We start from the raw sequence: 18,977 nt of genomic DNA on the forward strand, positions 1-18,977 counted from the left end.
AGGCAGACGGGGATGGGTGAGAAAGAATCCATTAAAGGAACGGATCAAATGACTAACAAACAAAAAATACTTGTGACAGGTGGAGCCGGTTTTATCGGCTCAAATTTTGTGCTTGACTGGCTGGCTACAGAGGGTACGCCAGTTATCAACCTGGATAAGCTCACTTATGCCGGGAATATGGAGAATCTCGCCAGTCTGGCAAATGATGCACGGCATGAGTTCGTGCGCGGCGACATCAATGATCGTGCGCTGGTTGAAGGCTTATTGCACCAGCACAAGCCTCGTGCCATTGTGCACTTCGCGGCAGAAAGCCACGTCGATCGTTCTATCCATGGACCGGAAGATTTTATCCAGACCAACATTAACGGCACCTTCCAACTGCTGGAAGCGGCTCGTGCCTACTGGACGCAACTTGCTGAGCCCGAGAAATCGGCGTTCCGCTTTCTGCACGTTTCAACAGATGAAGTTTATGGATCCCTTGGGCCGAACGATCCGCCGTTTTCTGAAACTACCACGTATGCTCCAAATAGCCCCTACTCGGCATCCAAGGCCGCATCCGACCACCTTGTGCGGGCCTATCATCATACCTACGGGCTGCCTACGCTGACCACCAACTGTTCCAATAACTATGGCCCTTACCAGTTCCCGGAAAAACTCATTCCGCTGATTATTCTCAACGCACTCAATGGCAAACCGCTGCCTGTTTATGGCGATGGACTCAACATACGCGATTGGTTGTATGTGGGTGACCATTGCGAAGCGATTCGCGTTGTGCTGGCCAAAGGTCGGTTGGGCGAAACCTACAATATCGGGGGCAATAACGAGAAGACCAACCTGGAAGTCATTAACGCCGTTTGCGCCATACTGGACGAGTTCCGACCGGACTCGCCCGTCACGCCTCACGCTTCGTTAATCACCTTTGTCAAAGACCGCCCAGGCCATGACCAGCGCTACGCCATCGATGCGTGCAAGATTGAGAGCGAATTGGCTTGGCAACCCAGGGAGAGCTTCGAGACCGGTATCCGCAAAACGGTGCAATGGTATCTTGAGCATCAGGATTGGGTGCAAAACATTGTTAGTGGCGAATACCAGAAATGGCTTACAACCAATTACAACACCAGGGAAAAACCATGAAGGGCATCATTCTCGCCGGCGGATCAGGCACACGGCTATATCCGGTCACGCAGGTAGTCTCTAAGCAACTGTTGCCGGTTTATGACAAGCCGATGATTTATTACCCGCTATCCACCCTGATGCTGGCAGGAATCCGGGATGTTCTGATCATCTCTACCCCACAGGATACGCCGCGCTTTGAGCAGCTGCTTGGGGATGGCGGTCGCTGGGGGTTGAATATTTCCTATGCGGTGCAGCCTGAGCCAGAAGGCATTGCCCAGGCATTCATCATAGGCAAGAGTTTCATCGGCAATGATACTTGTGCACTGGTATTGGGCGACAATATTTTCTATGGCCATGATCTTTCTAATGACATGAAAACTGCCGCTAACCAGCAGCAAGGGGCTACCGTGTTCGCTTACCCCGTACACGACCCGGAACGTTATGGTGTGGTCGAATTTTCTCCATCCGGCAAAGCACTTTCCATCGAAGAAAAACCGGCTAAGCCAAAATCGCGCTATGCCGTGACGGGTCTTTATTTTTACGATAACCGTGTAGTAGAAATTGCCCAGTCTCTCAAACCTTCGCCTCGTGGTGAGCTTGAGATTACCGATATCAACAGGATTTACCTGCAAGAAGGGTTGCTTGACGTCATGGTGATGGGGCGAGGCATGGCATGGCTTGATACTGGAACGCACGAATCGCTCCTGGAGGCGTCACTCTTCATTCAGACCATTGAAAAACGCCAAGGGCTGAAGATTGCCTGCCCGGAAGAGATTGCCTATCGGTTAGGTTACCTTAGCGCAGAACAACTGCAGCAACTTGCTGAACCGATGCGCAAAAACGGCTATGGTCAATATTTGCTGGAATTGTCGCATGAGAGAATATTCTGATGAATGTCATTCAAACGACACTTCCTGACGTGCTCATTCTTGAGCCCAAAGTATTTGGGGACGAACGCGGTTTCTTCTTCGAAAGTTTTAATCAGAAAACTCTGGCAGAGCTGGCAGGTATAGACATCCCCTTCGTGCAGGATAATCATTCCCGCTCAGCCAGGAATGTGTTGCGTGGCTTGCATTACCAGATTCAGCAACCTCAGGGAAAACTGGTGCGGGTAACCGCGGGTGAAGTATTCGACGTGGCTGTCGATATCCGCAAGAGCTCGCCCACGTTTGGAAAATGGGTAGGCATTCGCCTCAGCGCCGAGAATAAACGCATGATGTGGGTGCCACCCGGCTTCGCGCATGGCTTCCTGGGGCTGTCTGACTACGCGGAGTTTCTGTACAAGACAACCGATTACTACGCCCCCGAGTTCGAGCGCTGCATTGCCTGGAATGATCCGGACCTCGCCATAGATTGGCCGCTTGATGCCGAGCCCCAACTATCAGCCAAAGACAAGGCGGGCATAGCACTGAAGGATGCTGAGGTGTTTCCATGAAGCGTATCCTCCTCATCGGCAAGAATGGACAGGTTGGCTGGGAGCTGGAGCGCACGTTAGCGCCACTTGGCAGGGTGATCGCCGTTGACCGGAAAGTGGTTGATCTTGCGAAAGCAGACACCATCGTCGCTGCCATACGCGAAGTGAAACCCGATATTATCGTCAACGCGGCTGCCTATACTGCCGTCGACAAAGCCGAGTCAGAGCCGGAGCTTGCCATGTCGATCAACGGTATCGCACCCGGGATAATGGCTGAGGAAGCTCGACGGATTAATGCGTTTCTGGTCCATTATTCTACCGATTACGTTTTTGACGGTGCAAAGAATGGGAGTTATACCGAGCAGGACGTGCCCAACCCTCACAGCATATACGGCAAGACCAAACTGGCAGGAGAACAGGCTATCCAGGAGGTGAATGGGCAGTACATCATTCTGCGCACCAGTTGGGTATATGGCGGACGCGGCAAGAACTTCCTTCGCACTATCTTGCGATTGGCGCAAGAAAGGGATGAGCTCAAAATTGTGGATGACCAGATCGGTGCGCCGACATGGAGTCGGATGATCGCCGAGGTAACCGCGCAGATACTGAGTCAGGCCACTCCTTACCCCTCACGCCTCACTGAACTCAGCGGTATTTACCATTTGACGTCTGCGGGGAAAACGAGCTGGTTTGGTTTTGCCAAGACCATCGTGGAACTTGCCATACTCCAGGGAGCGAAGTTTTCTCCAAAGATGTTGCCGATTCCTACAACGGAATATCCCTTGCCAGCCCCACGACCACAGAATTCAGTGATGTCTAACGAAAAGTTGCAAAATACCTTTGGATTGTCATTGCCGGATTGGCAAACTGCTTTGGGCTTGTGTTTTGATGGAATGGAATATCAGGTCAGTAGTCAGTCAAGTTGAATCGCATGGATACGACACGATTTCTGCCTCCCCCTTTTCAAAGGGGGATTGAGGGGGATTTACCAGAGCCGGAGCTTGCCGCCACCGTTAAATCCCCCCTGCCCCCCTTTCAAAGGGGGGGTATCCCGCTAGTTTAACGTGACTGACCACCAGTTAATGGCTTTTGTTATAGCCATAGTGGCATTGAAGACGAAAAGCAGAGGGAAGCTCTAAAAATCGTGCATAGGCATGATAAAGTGTGCCGAGATACAAAATAATTAAGGAAGCGCTGATTAAATGACAACTCGTCATTCCGGCGAAAGCCGGAATCTAGAAAATTCAGAGCACTGGACACCGGCTTTCGCCGGTGCGACGAATAAATCAGCGGCTCCTTAAAATTGTTACATCCCCATTTTGACTGCTCTACCTGGATGTCAGGTGGGAAATTAATTCGTACTTAATCGCTAAGGCCAAAGAATGACTTCAACTATTTCTGCTGTTGACAGTGAAAAAGATGTTTTCTGGAAAGAGTCTCCCCTGTTTTGGATTTCATTTGTCGTGCTGGCATCGTTGTTTGTGCTTGCACTCTACAAGCATGGTCTCAACCGGATGGTGGATTATTGGTTTGAAAAAGAGGAATACAGCCATGGCGTGATGATTCCTTTCATATCTGCATTTCTGATTTGGCAAAAGAAAAATGTGCTGGAGCGCATTGCATTTAGCGGATCCTGGGCGGGTGTGGCTGTTACGTTTTCCGGTGTCGCCATTATCATGCTGGGCAATATCGCTGCCATCACGATTATTATGCAATATGGTTTTGTTATTGCACTTGCCGGTTTGGCCTTCGCCTATATGGGGTGGCGTGGGTTTAAAGAAGTTTATGTGCCGTTTCTGCTTTTGTTTTTCATGATCCCCTTGCCTGCGGTGATATTTCAGGGTATTTCCGAGTCGTTGCAATTGATCTCTTCCAGCTTGGGTGTATGGGTAATCCGACTATTCAATATCAGCGTTTATCTGGAAGGTAATGTCATTGATCTGGGTACCTTGAAATTGCAGGTTGTCGAGGCTTGCAGTGGCTTGCGTTACCTTTTTCCGTTGATGACGCTTGGCTTTATCGCAGCTTATTTTTATAAGGTTGCCTTCTGGAAAAGAGCGTTTGTATTCCTGTCCAGCATTCCTGTCACTGTTCTTATGAACAGTTTTCGAATCGGCATGATCGGCGTGCTGGTCGAATATTGGGGTCAATCCATGGCGGAAGGATTCCTGCACGATTTTGAAGGCTGGGTGGTTTTTATGGCCAGCACTGGAATATTACTTCTGGAGATGTGGGTTCTGGCCAAATTGGGAAAAGATAGGCGTCCCTTGCGGCAGGTGTTCGGCCTGGATTTCCCTGTGCCTACTCCCAAGGATGTGCAGCCCCGCTACCATCCAATAAGTCGTACCTACTGGTCGGCCGCAGTTATCGTGGCAATGGTTGCAGCAGGGCTTTTCATCACGCCGGTGAAACGGGACGAAGTGAAAATTCCGAGGAAGGAATTTTCGGGCTTCCCGATGGCTCTTGGCGATTGGCACGGGGAAACGAATCGTCTGGAGAGGATTTTTCTCGACACGCTCGAACTAGATGATTACTTGATTGCAGATTATGCAAATAACCAGAAACAGGCAGTGAATTTGTATTTTGCTTATTATGGCTCGCAAAGCAAGGGTGCATCTATTCATTCGCCGCGCGCATGCATGCCGGGAGGCGGATGGAAGCTTCAAGAATTTTCTCAGAAGGAGATTAGTGGAATTAGGGTTGGTTCCGAGAACCTCAGAGTCAATCGGGTAGGCATTCAATTGGAAGAAAACAAGCAACTGGTTTACTACTGGTTCCAGATGCATGGTCGCAGCATTACCAACGAGTATCTTTTGAAATGGTATGTGTTCTGGGATGCGTTGACCCTCAATAGAACGGATGCCGCACTCGTACGAATTACAACGCCACTTAGGCCGGGTGAAAATTTTGCAGATGCGGACAGCCGCTTGGTTGATTTCGTGAAGACGCTGAATCCATCAATAAGCGATTATGTTCCGAATTAAGGTAAGCTGGAAAAACGGAGTCCGATGTTTCTGTAAAACGCTGGAAACGGAGGGCAGAGATGGAAAAGATACCCTGTAGTGGTCAAGTAATTTTGGAAGAAGGCAATCAAAATAGGAATTGCATGGATATCATGAACAATAAGCTTACAGACAGCAGACAGCAGACAGCAGACAGCAGACAGCAGACAGCAGACAGCAGACGAATCGTATTTCTCGATTATCTAAGAATATTTGCCTTTGTAAGCGTTCTTATTGGTCACAAATTTTATGCTTATGTAGTGGCGTTATCCGATGACCCCACAGTGCATTCCACACCTAGGTTCATTGCAAACCTGTTGCTACCTTTTCTGTACGGAGGTGGAGCAGGGGTGGTGGTGTTTTTTTTAGTCTCTGGATACATCATTATCCATGTATTACAAACCGAACAGACTGGCGAATTCTTAATAAAAAGATCCTTCAGAATATATCCGCTTTACATTGTTGCTGTTCTAGCTCAGTACATTTCTCTTGTCGCCGTTGGGCAGCAAGCACCAAGCTTGTCAACATTGTTGCCGCAGTTATTACTTGTGGGTGATTTTTTTGGTACGCCATATACTTTGAATGGTGTTGAGTGGACATTGAGGGTGGAGATTGCGTTTTATGTTTTTATGGCAGTCTTGCGCTCGTTAAATTTGCTGACAAATTACAAAATCCTGCCTTATGTTTTTGTAGCGGCAACGCTACTGTGCGGTTTTATTGCTCCGATTCCGTCTGCCGATATTTGGTCCAAAGGGTATTTAACGATATATGGTCCATTCCTTTTATTGGGCTCAATGTTTTACCTTTTCGAGAAAAAACAAATAGGATTCACTTTTTTGTTATTATTTATCGGGTTGGTTTTTTATCAATATTATAGCCTGATGGATATCCATCAAAAAAGTTGGCTTAATGCCCACTTTGCGATCCTGGCATTCTTTATTTTTTATGTGTCGTGGGCTTTTCGAAGGTATCTGACAGCAGCCCCCTGGGTTCTGCTTCTCTCTGATATGACCTACGCAGTTTATCTATTTCACAACTGGTTCTTTGACTTTGCCAAAAGAGGGTTAACCCATTTCAGCGTTTCGGTTTTCAATCCCGACGTTCAAGCGTTAATTGCATTGCTGTTAGTGTGTTTATTTATGGTGAGGTATGTTGAAAAAACCGGAATTCTATTTGGACGCGCTCTACGAACAAAACTGCGTTAGCACAAATACGTTGCATAGCAATCACGTCAACACGGACAGCAAAAAAGCAGAGCGAAGAGGGTTTTTTACAGCCGGTTACGCGAATCGTTGAGCACCGGCTTTCCGAAAGCCTGTCCGTCTGCTTCAGGGTCAGATCGTTTAATAACGTTCGTCAAAAAAGCTTCGTTACTTAATATGTTTATAACATATTAAGTAACGGGAGCACTCTGATAAAACGATTCGTTGCTCCTAGAAGCGCGCACTGTAATGTAGCGGCCACAAACAACATCAACGCAGACAACCATACCGGGCAGTGGGTCTGGCAATTCACGGGTCATTTTTTCGGTGACTGGATTGTGCCCTTTATGGCGTTGACACCATCGAACACGTAAAGGAAGGTGGACGCAGGCGGCAGGCCGCGCTCGTCGGCACCGGTCTCGGCATTCAGGCTGAAGCGCCGGCCGAGTTTTGATGGCGGTATTTCAAGCTTCTCGATCCGGACATTGTCGCTCAGCAGATTGTTCGCCTGTGGAGTGCCCGTCATCCGGTAGAGCGTGACGGATTTCGCTTCGCTGAACGGAAGTTCGACGTTGACAGGGGTGTAACCATCGTCGTCGCCAACAGGGTAATCCGGGACTTTGCGGGAGAGCATAAAAAGGCTGTAGCGATCGCCTTTGTGCGTTGCGTAGACCGCTGCCAGTGGGGCGTCCTTGATGGTCTGTCGGCGGCTGAATGCCTTGAGATCCGTGCTAGGGACGCTCAAGGTTTCGGTGCGCAGCATATCGCCGCTGGCCTCGTTGTTGAACAGGGCGAGCAGCTTCCAGGATGGGTAAGCCTGCCCGCCGTGATACCACTTTGCGTGCGACTTCCATAGCATGCCGCTGTCAAATGTGAAGAAATTCTGCACGTCGAAGCCTCGGTAGGCACGGGCCAGGAATGAATCCAGCGTTGCCGTACCGGCCGCCAGGCTTTTCATGACTTGCTCCTGTGCGTTCGCCTGCTCTTCAGTAACCCGGGCATTGTTGAGGCCATTTAGTACATAGCCCGGGCCCGCTTCGTAGGTGCCCAGGTGCAACTTTCCCGCGCCTTTGGCCTTCAGGTCGAGCAGTTCTTTCGCATAAAGTTCTGCCACCGGAATGGCCAACTGGTTGACTTGGGCCAGAGTGTTGAACAGGCCGGTGGCACCCAGCTTGGGAGGGTCTTCCGCCTCATCCCAGCCGCCGTTGTAGGCCGCGATGGTGAGAAAGTTCGACGAAGGGGAAGCTGAAGCCGCATCGTGGCTGTAGCCCATGTTGCCCGCCCATCCTCCCAGCATGAAGACGAATTTTCGGTCGAGGGCTGCCGGCAGCCAATAGGGGCTGCTCCGCATGATGGCGCGTACGTGTTCCTGAAACAAGCCATAAACCTGCCCAGGGCTGTATATCTTCTTCGACGCGGCGTCGGTCATGGCGCTGAAAGTCCACGGCGCGAAGAGGCCGTTCCAGGTCTCGTTGCTTAATTCGAAATAGATATGGTCGAATTCTTCGGTCCATGGTTTGGCCTGTCCCTGGCTGTAGCGCTTGTAGGCCCATGGCTTGCTGGCGGGGGTATCGACTTTCGGGTTGAATGGGGCGGCCATGTACTCAATGAAAGCAAGCCACTCCTGGGGGCTCATGTGGAACTCGATTTGCAGCCAGGGCTGCACGCCGGCCTTGCGCATCATCATCAGGGTCTGAGGCAGCGTGTTTGATTTCCCTGTTCCGCTAATCACGCCGCCGCTGTTGGTGAGCTGCTCCATGTCGTAGGTGCGGGTGCCGGTCTTGATCAGGCCGTGAGTGCGCAGGGCGGAAATGCCTGATGACTTGATGGCTTCAAGTTCGTGCGGCAGCAGGTCCAGATAGGCTGTATCCGCCCGATAGACGCGAAAGTTGTCGACATAAAAGGTGGCCGGGCCGGTGAATTCAAGCTCCATCCTGTTGGGGGTTGATCCTCCTTGGGTCACGGTGGGGGTGAAGTGTGCGACGTATTTTTTCCAGTCGTGGCCGACATTGAAGACCATAGGCTTGATTTTTTGCGGAACCGTATCGTAAAAACCGGTCAATTTGAATTGCACTGTGCCGCTGCCCTCCTGACGCATCCAGACCTCTACTGTATAGGGCTTCTTCTCCAGCACGTCGTACCAGAACTGGCCGGTGCCGCTATGGTTGTAGATGGTCAACGATTCCTTGGTGCCTGACGCGAGCTGCAGCTTGAGGCAGGTTTCGCCAGGTTCCTCGACCGGCGTATTGGCTGCGTGCGGAGCGAGCGACCATCCCTTGCCGGGAGTTTCATCGGGGAAGGTGTTGAGTAATTTTGGCAACAGGTTACTGTATTCAGGCCCCACTCCCCAGACCCGGTTGGAGAGATCGCGGTTGCGCGAGGGCGAATAATTTTTTTTGCTGACGATGACCATGTCGCCCGCTTTGATGTGTTGGACTGCCGATGCGGGCGTGCCGGTCAGTTGAAGGTAGTAACCGCTGTGCTGGTGCGGTGGGTAGTCGGAGCGATAGACAATATAGCCGGCCAGATCAGGAGAGTCGACCGGGTTCCATTCCAGTGTTAGCGCTCCGTTGCTGCCGAGTTTTCCTTTGAGAGCCCTCGGCGCGGGTGTCGGCTTCGGGCTGGAGAAAAGCGCCTTGGCTGGCTTGAAGGCGACGAGCACATTTTGTGCCGCAGGGGCTGCGCCCAGTTTTTCCGGGCTATCGATTTCGAAGGCTGGGGCAGCAGGAGACAGGCTGCCGTACTTGTCGATTGCGCGGACGGTAAAGTAGTACTTGGCGCGCGGCCGGTTCCAGCTGGCCCAGCTGAAACTGAAGCGGGTGGTGCCAGGCGCGACGACCTGGCTGTCATCGATGGCGCGGATCCAGCCGCTGGCGTGCGAGCCACCGGTCTTGACCCGGTCTTCGCGCACCATTCTGAAACGGCCATTCTCAATGCGGTAGATCTGTACCGTTGCCTGGTCAAGGAAACCCTCGCGCAGTGTGTCATAACGCGATATAGCAACAGGGTCGGCGATGATGCGATTGGGCGAATCCTCAAGCGCAATGAGTTTGTCGCGGAAGACAACGGGTTCGAAGCCAGCTCCCTCGTTAATCAGCGAGTTGCCGAAGCCGTTGATGGTGGCGGTAAATGGGAGCACGTTTTGGTTGACGACATCCGTCGTCACCCTGAAAACGGCGGGTTTCCTGATGGCATCGCCGGGCTGGTCCGCATGGACGGAACCAGTAAGAAGCGAGGCGATTGTAAAAACCCCGGCCAGCCACCCCTTCGTCTGATCAGCCACGGACAACCTCTACGCTATGAGATATCGAGCTAGATAATGCGGATAGGTGAATGAGAAGTTGAATCATGGGAATACGTACTCTGGTTTAATTTGGTAGAAGGGGGTTGAAGTTGATCGTTCGTTTTATCATCGAACGTGTTGATATCTGTCTTCCAATTCGTCGAGAACCAGGGCGAGTTCGCGCCCTGCCGCTGCATCTGACAAATAATCCTCAACATATTTTCGCCCCGCCAGACCTAAGTCTTTACGTCGCTGTTGGTCTTCCCACAGCGACCGGATGGCAAGTTTCATCGAATCATGATCGCCGGCAGGGACTAGCAAAGCTGTTTTCCCATCCTCGACATAATCTTCAGTGCCGATGGACTGTGTCGCAATAGTTGGACGCGCATACATCATGGATTCGATAAGCGTCACTTGCCCCGAGGCGGTGGTTGAATTATCTATCGGCACTACATTGATGCGTGCCTTCTGTGCCAGCTCGTGACATTGGGTGATGTTCAGGTTGTGATGGACTGTCACATTGCTCGGAATGTGCAAGCCTTCGAGAGCTTGGGCGCCAGCCACAACCACCGTGGGATAGGCGAGGTCAGCCATTACCTCGAAAAAAAGGCGGTAGTCGCGCCGCGCCGAACCCATGGAGAGTACGAAGGGGCGGGCCTCATCTTCTGCAAAGTTTATTGGCTCGACTGGACGTTGCAAGGGAACGAAGCGAAATCTATCGGGCGAAATATCCAACCAGTCGCTGTAAGAGGTTATTTCGCGCCTTGAATGGACGATAAAGCGGTCGACACTCTGCAAGGCAAAGCGGGCCAGTATCTTCTTGGCACCGCCATAGGTGCTGCCAAGGTTGAAAGTCCAAGCCAGCAACGGCGTTGCTCGGCGCGCAAGCCTTTTGTGCAGGCCGACGGTGAGTGCCAACTGAGGGAAAACGGTGATGATGCCGGTATTGTTGGAATATTGCCTGCTTGCTGACCAAGTGGCAGCGCCATGCGAGTAATAGTCTTTCCACTGGGAAGTGTTAGTTTGCCGCCGCGAGCGGTCATGCTGATATGGGGCCGGTACTGGCTGAAACGTGTGCCTTGTGCCTGGCACGAAAGGTGCCAGCCATGTGTCGGCGTCAGGTTTTTCGATAAAGGGGGCTGAAAGGAACCAGTGCATAATCTTTACCAAGGCATGATTTTTTAGAAGAAGCATGGATGACTGCCGATACCGAGCCAAGCATGGTTGTACCCCATCACTATCACGTCAAATGCGCCCATCAGGTCGGCGAGGACGATCGCGGTTAGGATTGAGCTTATCAACGTTTTGCTGATGAAATGCTCAATATTTCGTAACATGTGTACTCTAAGTTTCTACCGCAACGCGAAACATTCTTACACATAATGCCATTTGTAGCCACTTGATAAGTACATCGACTGCCCGCAACGCCTCTAACCTCCCGAACTGAGCACCCGTTTTCGTACCATTTGCGCATAAGCCACCCCCAACCCGGCAACGGACCAGTACATCATTGGAATGATTGTAATGCTGCTCACGGTAAATATCATTATTAGGATGGCCAGCAGTGTGGCCAATAATGTCCTGCCAAGCAAACGTTCCTCGCTATTCCTGTCGGGGATTGAGCGCATGGCTCGGTATATACCCTGGAGCGTCAGGATAAAGAAACCAACAAACAGCGTAAGCCCCACTAATCCTGTTTCCAGTGCGATTCCGATATAACTATTGACAATGTCGATGATGCCCTGGCCCTGACGCATGGCCTCCATCTCGGGTGTGTTGAGATAATTGACAGAGCCGAACCAGGGGTTGCGCTTGATCACGATTATTGCGTTAGTGATCAGGTCCTCGCGGTAGGTGATGTTTCCTTTTTCCGTCGATCCGATAAAGGGCAGCAAATTGATCACCTTCTCGCCGCCGGGTAGTATGGCGACCAAAGGCAACGCGAACATTGCCGCCAGCGCCAAGATCATCAGGCGGCGAATGGCATCACGACCGGTGGCGATGAAAACAACAAATAGCACGGCTGCACCTACCCAGGGGCCGCGTGACAAAGGAGCGATCAAGCCGGCAGCCAGCAACGCCATGCCGAGCCTGCGGACGAGCTTTTGCCGGATGGAGCGTTGCAGAAACAAGTAAAAGCCCATCCCTGTAACCATGAGATAACCCAATGCAATAGGTTGTCCTGTTGTGACCAACGCCCTGAGAATTCCATCCCGCATAAGGTAACCACCCACCCCCCCTAATCCAAGCACACCAAGAAGGGGTTGATAGAGTAGCCATTGCTTTGCGGCCTCAAAAGCCGCGAACAGTGCAACTACCATGATCGCCAGCACAAGGCTTAACAGGGCGTCGCGAAAGGCTTGCAGATTTTTCAGTGAGCGGCTGATGATAAAATAGGGGAGAAATACATCGATGAACAGGTAGAAGGTTTGTCGCAAGGTGTCCGTTACACTGGTTTCGCGCAGGTAGAGCAGGGCCGTTAGCAAGAGATAGGCGGCTAATACTTTGTCAGGCCCTGTCCTACCGAAGGAGAGAGTGCCGGTTCGTCGGATCAGGGCAAAAAATACGGGAAGCAGAATGAACAGTGCCAGTATCCTGGCGTGGGAAAGATCGAAGAAGTAGTTGATCAAGCCCATCCCGGGAATGGGGATGGTGGCTGCGGGTAGGGCGAACAAGATGAAAAAATACAGTGCGGGTGGATTGGTTTCGCGTCGGTTTGCGTAAATCAACAGCAGTGTGGCGATAAGCGTATACACCCAAAAGCTGTGTGCCAGAAAGGCGGCAAGCGTTATTGAGAACCAAAGATTTCGTCTTCGAGTATAATCTCTGGCGGCTGTAATGGCGCATGCAGGCCGGTGTGCGAAAGCAAAGACAGCCGTTGAAAGGACAAGAATAATAAATAATGCTCGGAGATGTTCTGGCATGCTTGGTTTGTTATTGTGTGGTGTCGAGTTCAATAAAAATCAATTATATTCCTTGCGAAAGTAATGCGCGAATCATTATCTTGACACAAAAGTGTGAGAGGATCGTTGCCGCGGTCATGTGATTTGCATAATTATCCATAAATCCAGCCACCCTGAGGCAGGTTCTGCTTCGGGCCGAGGATTTGGGACCCACCGCGTGGTTCTTATTGCTAAAGAGTTGCCGAGTTATGTGTAGGCTTGCCGGTTTGCTGCTGAAATGGCGCTATACGGCGGGCGTGATCGGCCAGATGAAAGTTCGGCTTGTTGAAAGGTTTTCTGTGTTCGCGTATCTCAGATGGCAACGACAACGATGACTCTTAGGAAGAGAGTCATTCGTGCAGGGGGGTGGACGGTAACCGGTTTTGTTACTTCTCAAGTCATTCGCCTGGGGGGTAACCTTGTTCTCACTCGATTGCTTTTTCCCGAGGCGTTCGGGTTGATGGCGATTGTTTATGTTCTTATGGCGGGGCTGGCGCTATTTTCAGATCTCGGGATTAATCAGAGCATTATTCAAAACCGGCGGGGAGATAGCCCGGAATTTCTGAATACTGCCTGGGTCGTGCAGATTTTAAGGGGGGTGTTGATTTGGGTGGCGATTTTACTTATTGCCTATAGTTTACCGGCGGTTGTCAGCATGAAATGGGTTCCTGCCGGGTCGGTGTATGCTGATCCACTATTGCCGTCAATACTGACGCTATTCTCATTTACTTCGCTTATCCAAGGTTTCGAAAGCACCAAATTTGCGCTGGCACAGCGCATGGTTCAACTTAAGCGGGTTACTTTCATCGAATTATTCAGTCAGATTACGGCTCTTCTTGTGATGCTGATATGGGTTTGGCTGTACCCCAGTATATGGGCTCTTGTGGGCGGCGCTATTGTTTCTACTACAGTGCGTTGTGTAATGGGGCATTTGTGGCTCCCTGGTCCGGCCAACAGATTCGGGTGGGATTCGCAGGCTTTCAAGGAGATATTTCATTTCGGGAAATGGATTTTTTTGCTCTCGCTTTTGGGCTTCTTGTTTCTGAATGGTGATCGACTGATTCTGGGTGGAATGCTGGATGCTACCTGGTTGGGAGTGTACTCGATTGCTTATCTCCTGAGTAATTCAGCAATGTCCTTATACTCATCTATTCTATCGCGTGTGTTGTTTCCAGCACTCAGTGAAGTTGTGCAAAATCGCCCTGAGAATTTGAGAAATGTTTATCAGCGTATCCGGATTATCTCGGATTTCAGTTTGTTTGGCGTCGCGGGATTTCTCTTGGTCGCTGGAGAAGGGGTAGTCAGCATACTATATGATGCTCGTTACCATGGCGCCGGTAATATGCTAAGTATATTGGCGCTTAGCTTAATAGGAGCACGATACGCAGTAATTGAATTTCTATGGATGGCCAAAGGCCATATGCGATATTTGATCGCATCCAATTTTATTCGTTTACTGGTTTTGTATGCTGCGTTGCCTTTGGGCTATCGGCTTGCAGGAATGGAGGGCGCTTTATATGGCATATCTCTTAGTTTTTACGCAGCCTGGCCTGTGGTGTTTTACTACAAGGCGCAACATGGGCTGTTAAACTGGTGGAGGGAATTTGCCGTGTTGCCGGTATTCTTGCTTGCTTTGGCAGTGGGGTGGTTGTTTATGCGGGTTTTAGTGACGTTATCAGGTTGATCAAAGATTAATTCATTTAATGAGGCTTGGTTTTATTCATTAACTCGTTCAAAATAAAATGTCGGCGTAATTCACGCGGTTGTGAATTGGCTGACTTAATGATTAAGAAACGGAGCGTAAGATGTTTGTGCATCAGTTGTCGGATGTTCAGAGCCAGACTATTGGTGATGGAACAAAAATTTGGCAATTCTGTGTTGTTCTGGAAGGTGCGAAGATCGGAAAAGACTGCAATATCTGCGCCCATGTTCTGATCGAAACAGAAGTGATTATAGGTGACCGTGTAACTGTCAAAAGTGGTGTGCAGCTTTGGGATGGGATAGAGGTCGAGGATGATGTCTTTATTGGCCCCAACGCCACGTTTACCAATGACCTGTTCCCTCGCAGCAAGCAATATCCCGAACGCTTTGAAAAAACTCTGATTGAGAAAGGGTCTTCAATCGGGGCGAATGCAACCATCCTGGCAGGAGTAAGAGTAGGGAAATATGCCATGGTTGGGGCGGGTGCTGTAGTCACCAAGGATGTTCCTCCATATGCTATCGTTGTCGGTAATCCTGCCCGCATCAAGGGCTATGCGGATTCACGAGTAGACACCAGTCTTAAACAGATTAAAGCTACGGGTGAGTATGGCAAGATTGAGGGCCCGCGAGTAAAAGGTGTTGGGGTATATAAACTGCCAATTATTGAAGACATGCGAGGTAGCCTGTCATTTGCCCAGGTTGAGCAATACCTGCCTTTTGAACCGAAAAGATATTTCCTTGTTTTCGATGTCAAGAGTAACGAAATTCGTGGGGAGCATGCGCACCGCAGACTTCACCAGTTTCTGGTATGTGTAAAAGGCTCTTGCTCGGTTGTCGTTGACGATGGCTGTAATCGTGAAGAGTATGAACTCAACACGCCCGGGATCGCTATTCATATTCCGCCTTTGGTGTGGGGGATTCAGTATAAATATACTGCCGATGCCGTGTTGCTGGTACTTACATCAGAGAAGTACGATGCGGGTGAATATGTGCGAGATTATGATGAATTTTTAAAGCTGGTGAAAGACAAATGAACATCCCATTTCTTGATCTGAAATCGATCAACTTGCGTTCCGCTGATGCGTTTTCCGATGCGCTGACCCGGGTGCTGGACAGTGGTTGGTTGATTCTCGGTAAGGAAACGGAAGCATTTGAATCCGAATTCTCAACGTACTGTGAAAGCGGACAATGCATAGGCGTAGGCAATGGCTTAGAGGCGTTGCATCTGATTTTGCGCGGTATGGGGATTGGTGTAGGGGATGAGGTGATTGTTCCGTCCAATACCTATATCGCAACGTGGTTGGCGGTAAATTATGCAGGTGCAATCCCCGTTCCCGTTGAACCGGATGAACAGACTTACAATATTGATCCTGACCGTATTGAAGAAGCTATTACGCCACGAACTAAAGCCATTATTGTCGTCCATCTCTATGGTCAATGCGCTGATATGGATCCTATTATGGCAATTGCGGAAAAGCATGGCCTCAAGGTAGTCGAAGATGCTGCCCAGGCACATGGGGCTCTTTATAAAGGTAGAAAGGCAGGTTCGCTCGGCGATGCCGCAGGATTCAGTTTCTATCCAGGGAAAAACCTGGGGGCGCTGGGGGATGGTGGAGCGGTTACTACCAGTGATACCAAGCTTGCGCAGAGCATCCGTATGCTCAGGAATTATGGTTCGGAAAAGAAATATCATAATTTAGCTAAAGGTTATAACAGTCGTTTAGATGAGCTACAGGCCGCATTTCTCAGTGCCAAGTTACAACTATTAGATAGTGACAATAGTCGACGGGCGGAAATTGCTGAACGATATAGTGAAGGGTTAAAGGGGATTCCAGACTTGGTGTTGCCGCACGTTCCAGAGTGGAGTTCTCCTGCATGGCACCTGTATGTGGTGAGAAATTCTCAGCGCGGTGCATTGCAGGATTATTTGTCTAGCCAGGGTATAGGAACAGTAATTCACTATCCAATTCCTCCTCATCTGCAACCTGCTTATGCCGAGTTGGGTAAGAAGGAAGGCGACTTCCCAATTGCAGAAATAATTCATCGTGAGGTGTTGAGTTTGCCTCTTGGGCCAACCATGAGTGATGAAGATGTAGAGAGTGTGATCCACAAGGTTGAGGTTTTACTTAATGGAAAATCCATCTAAGGATCTAGATGAATATATTGATCCCAGTTCTTAGTCTTGCTCCCGCTGGGGGAAGTAGGGTGCTGAGCAATCTTGCAACTGAGTGGGTGAAACTTGGCCATCGAGTCATTTTTCTGTCGCATGCGGGGGGGGGCGCGCCTTATTTCCCTACAGATGCAGAAGTTATCTGGGTTAATTCGAAGGCTGAAATAGTGGATGAGCCTGAGCCCTCTAATAGATCGCTAGGGTTTATTGAATTATTTCTTGTAATGAGGAAAGCAATTTTAACGATCGAAAAAGGTTATGATGTTGTATTGCTGAATCATTCATTGACTGTATGGCCTTCGATAGCTGCTGGCGTAAGGAAGAAATGTTTTTATTATATTCAGTTATATGAATCAGAAGTTTTTTTTGCAATTCCATCGATGAGGATGAAAATACTTTCAGTCTTTTTATGGGCAACTTATTATGTAATCCCCAAGCAAAAGTGTTTTGTAAATTCCCCGATCTATGTGGGTTATAAAAATATAAGGACTGCTGCTCCGGTTGTCCCGCCAGGTATCGATTTGGATTTGTATTGGAAAAAACCTTTTGAAGGTTTTCCGGCGACTCTCACCATCGGGATTATCGGAAGAAAAGACATATGGAAGGGAACGGCTCAAGCAGTCGATTCGGTAAAAGAGTTGATTAGTCGCGGGTATGATGTTCGCCTTAAGGTTGCTTATGGCCACCACTTGCCTGAAAGTGAACTGAAAGGGCTAGAGGGGCGTATAGAGGTTGTAGTCCCCAGGAATGATAAGGAGCTGGCTGATTTTTATCGGTCCGTCGACATTATGTTTGCATTGGCAACTATTCAGTTGGGTGCTCCACATTATCCAGTGCTTGAGTCTATGGCTTGTGGAACGCCCGTAGTAACGACCGGGTATTTTCCGGGTGATGACACCACCACGTTTCTTGTACCTATAAATGATCCTAAGAGTGTGGCCGTTTGTGTTGAAAAAATGGTAGGTGAGGATGTGTCAGTGATTTCCCAAAAAATAGATTTAGCTAGAGAAAAGGTTCTTGATCTATCTTGGGAGAATGTTTCATCAGTAATGATAAAGCACATTATGAAACCGCTGCTTAACTAATGATTTTATTTTGTCATATGTTCGTCCCCATGGGTCTCTGGACTAACTGTTATTCCCCGGACACATCGAGATTTTTCTCGTTGCCGTCGATCATCGATTATATGAACGATTGAAAAGCTATTTATGAAAAATATGGATAGCGCTCAATTTGTTGAACGGACTACATGTATTAGTTGTGGATCCACTAGGCTCGCTGAATTGTCAACCGGGTTGTTCAATGAAAAGCCTCTGTGCGACTTCATTTTAAATGACCCATGGGGCGAGAACCCCGCTCCATATCTAAGGGGGAAGCACTGGAGTTATGTGCAGTGCAGTGACTGCGGACAAGCGTTCCACAAGTACATTCTCGCGCCAGACTGGAACGAGCGGCGGTTTTCGCAATGGATGACGCAAGAGGCGATTGAAGAGTTTGAGCGACCATTTAAGACGACTGAATATGTTTTTAGTAAAGCCGTACAGTATACAAAGCATGTTTTACAGCTAGAACGCCTCAGCAGGAGTTTGTGTAGCGGAAAGCCTGTTCGCCTCCTCGATTTTGGGTGCGGCTATGGTGAATTTCTTGCAATGTGTGACTTATATGGTTTTGAGGCATACGGTGTTGACCGATCCTCTGCAAAGCGTGAAAACGGGCGATTCGCCAGGATATTCCCAGAGCTTGAAGATCTGAAGAGTTCAGGGATTTCCGCGTTCCATGTGATTACCCTTTTTGAGGTTCTTGAGCATCTTGATGATCCAAGATCACTTCTTGAAGTGCTCAAGGAGTATTTGGTTACAGGCGGAATATTGATTCTTGAAACACCGGATTGTTCAGGGATAAATGGTATTTCCACTCTCGACGACTATCGGAAAATTCATCCCTTGGAACACATTAATGGCTTCACGCCGGCTACGATGCGCGGTCTCGCTGAAAGTATGGGGTTTGCGCCGATTAAGAAACCAGTGTCTTTCGTTACAACTGATCCGATGCGTGTCGTCAAAACCGTGGCAAAGCAAATCGTTGGTGGTGCAATTGGGGCGGGTACTCAACAATACTTCCGAAAGCTATAAATATTTGTTCCTCGT

At 49.6% G+C, this 18,977-nt stretch carries 14 protein-coding genes; 11 read left to right on the forward strand and 3 right to left on the reverse strand.

Annotated features, from left to right (window positions below):
- Positions 1–12: 12 nt before the first annotated feature.
- The 6 genes from rfbB (at position 13) to SCT_RS00240 (ending at position 6,737) form a co-directional block, all read left to right on the forward strand.
- Entirely contained in the window at positions 13–1,134 is a 1,122-nt protein-coding gene (gene rfbB / locus SCT_RS00215) for a dTDP-glucose 4,6-dehydratase (RefSeq protein ID WP_371257720.1), read from the forward strand.
- Entirely contained in the window at positions 1,131–2,006 is an 876-nt protein-coding gene (gene rfbA / locus SCT_RS00220) for a glucose-1-phosphate thymidylyltransferase RfbA (protein WP_059417590.1), read from the forward strand. Before rfbB ends, rfbA begins: the two co-directional genes overlap by 4 nt.
- Positions 2,006–2,551 (forward strand): dTDP-4-dehydrorhamnose 3,5-epimerase, encoded by a 546-nt coding sequence (gene rfbC / locus SCT_RS00225; protein ID WP_059417592.1) that lies wholly within the window; start codon positions 2,006–2,008, stop codon positions 2,549–2,551. The genes rfbA and rfbC overlap by 1 nt, the downstream gene beginning before the upstream one ends.
- Positions 2,548–3,456, forward strand: coding sequence for a dTDP-4-dehydrorhamnose reductase (gene rfbD, locus SCT_RS00230; RefSeq protein ID WP_059417593.1), 909 nt, complete (start codon positions 2,548–2,550; stop codon positions 3,454–3,456). The genes rfbC and rfbD overlap by 4 nt, the downstream gene beginning before the upstream one ends.
- A gap of 456 nt (positions 3,457–3,912) precedes the next feature.
- Positions 3,913–5,514 carry a VPLPA-CTERM-specific exosortase XrtD gene (xrtD, locus tag SCT_RS00235; RefSeq protein WP_082098104.1) on the forward strand — a complete coding sequence of 534 codons (1,602 nt, stop codon included), beginning with the start codon at positions 3,913–3,915 and terminating at the stop codon, positions 5,512–5,514.
- 59 nt (positions 5,515–5,573) lie between these two features.
- A complete protein-coding gene (locus tag SCT_RS00240) occupies positions 5,574–6,737 on the forward strand; it encodes an acyltransferase (RefSeq protein ID WP_059417595.1) in 1,164 nt (387 codons plus the stop codon).
- Positions 6,738–7,050: 313 nt separating this feature from the next.
- Here the strand turns inward: SCT_RS00240 and SCT_RS00245 are convergent, their stop codons facing one another.
- The 3 genes from SCT_RS00245 to SCT_RS00255 all read right to left on the reverse strand — a co-directional run bounded on the left by SCT_RS00245 (position 7,051) and on the right by SCT_RS00255 (position 12,941).
- Positions 7,051–10,017 carry a hypothetical protein gene (locus tag SCT_RS00245; RefSeq protein WP_144408184.1) on the reverse strand — a complete coding sequence of 989 codons (2,967 nt, stop codon included), beginning with the start codon at positions 10,015–10,017 and terminating at the stop codon, positions 7,051–7,053.
- Positions 10,018–10,143: 126 nt separating this feature from the next.
- A complete protein-coding gene (locus SCT_RS00250) occupies positions 10,144–11,211 on the reverse strand; it encodes a glycosyltransferase (RefSeq protein WP_059417599.1) in 1,068 nt (355 codons plus the stop codon).
- 236 nt (positions 11,212–11,447) lie between these two features.
- Positions 11,448–12,941, reverse strand: coding sequence for an O-antigen ligase (locus tag SCT_RS00255; protein WP_059417601.1), 1,494 nt, complete (start codon positions 12,939–12,941; stop codon positions 11,448–11,450).
- A 334-nt stretch (positions 12,942–13,275) separates the two neighbouring features.
- Between SCT_RS00255 and SCT_RS00260 the strand changes: the two genes are divergently transcribed.
- The 5 genes from SCT_RS00260 (at position 13,276) to SCT_RS00280 (ending at position 18,962) form a co-directional block, all read left to right on the forward strand.
- Positions 13,276–14,643, forward strand: coding sequence for an oligosaccharide flippase family protein (locus SCT_RS00260; RefSeq protein ID WP_059417603.1), 1,368 nt, complete (start codon positions 13,276–13,278; stop codon positions 14,641–14,643).
- Positions 14,644–14,764: 121 nt separating this feature from the next.
- Entirely contained in the window at positions 14,765–15,694 is a 930-nt protein-coding gene (locus tag SCT_RS17840; RefSeq protein WP_059417605.1) for a WxcM-like domain-containing protein, read from the forward strand.
- Positions 15,691–16,806 (forward strand): DegT/DnrJ/EryC1/StrS aminotransferase family protein, encoded by a 1,116-nt coding sequence (locus tag SCT_RS00270; RefSeq protein ID WP_059417606.1) that lies wholly within the window; start codon positions 15,691–15,693, stop codon positions 16,804–16,806. Before SCT_RS17840 ends, SCT_RS00270 begins: the two co-directional genes overlap by 4 nt.
- Positions 16,807–16,814: 8 nt before the next feature.
- Entirely contained in the window at positions 16,815–17,915 is a 1,101-nt protein-coding gene (locus SCT_RS00275) for a glycosyltransferase family 4 protein (RefSeq protein WP_059417609.1), read from the forward strand.
- A gap of 123 nt (positions 17,916–18,038) precedes the next feature.
- Complete coding sequence (locus tag SCT_RS00280) at positions 18,039–18,962, forward strand: class I SAM-dependent methyltransferase (protein WP_059417611.1); 924 nt, start codon at positions 18,039–18,041, stop codon at positions 18,960–18,962.
- Positions 18,963–18,977 lie beyond the last annotated feature (15 nt).

It is taken from the genome of Sulfuricella sp. T08 (assembly GCF_000971475.1).
Lineage (GTDB): Bacteria > Pseudomonadota > Gammaproteobacteria > Burkholderiales > Sulfuricellaceae > Sulfuricella.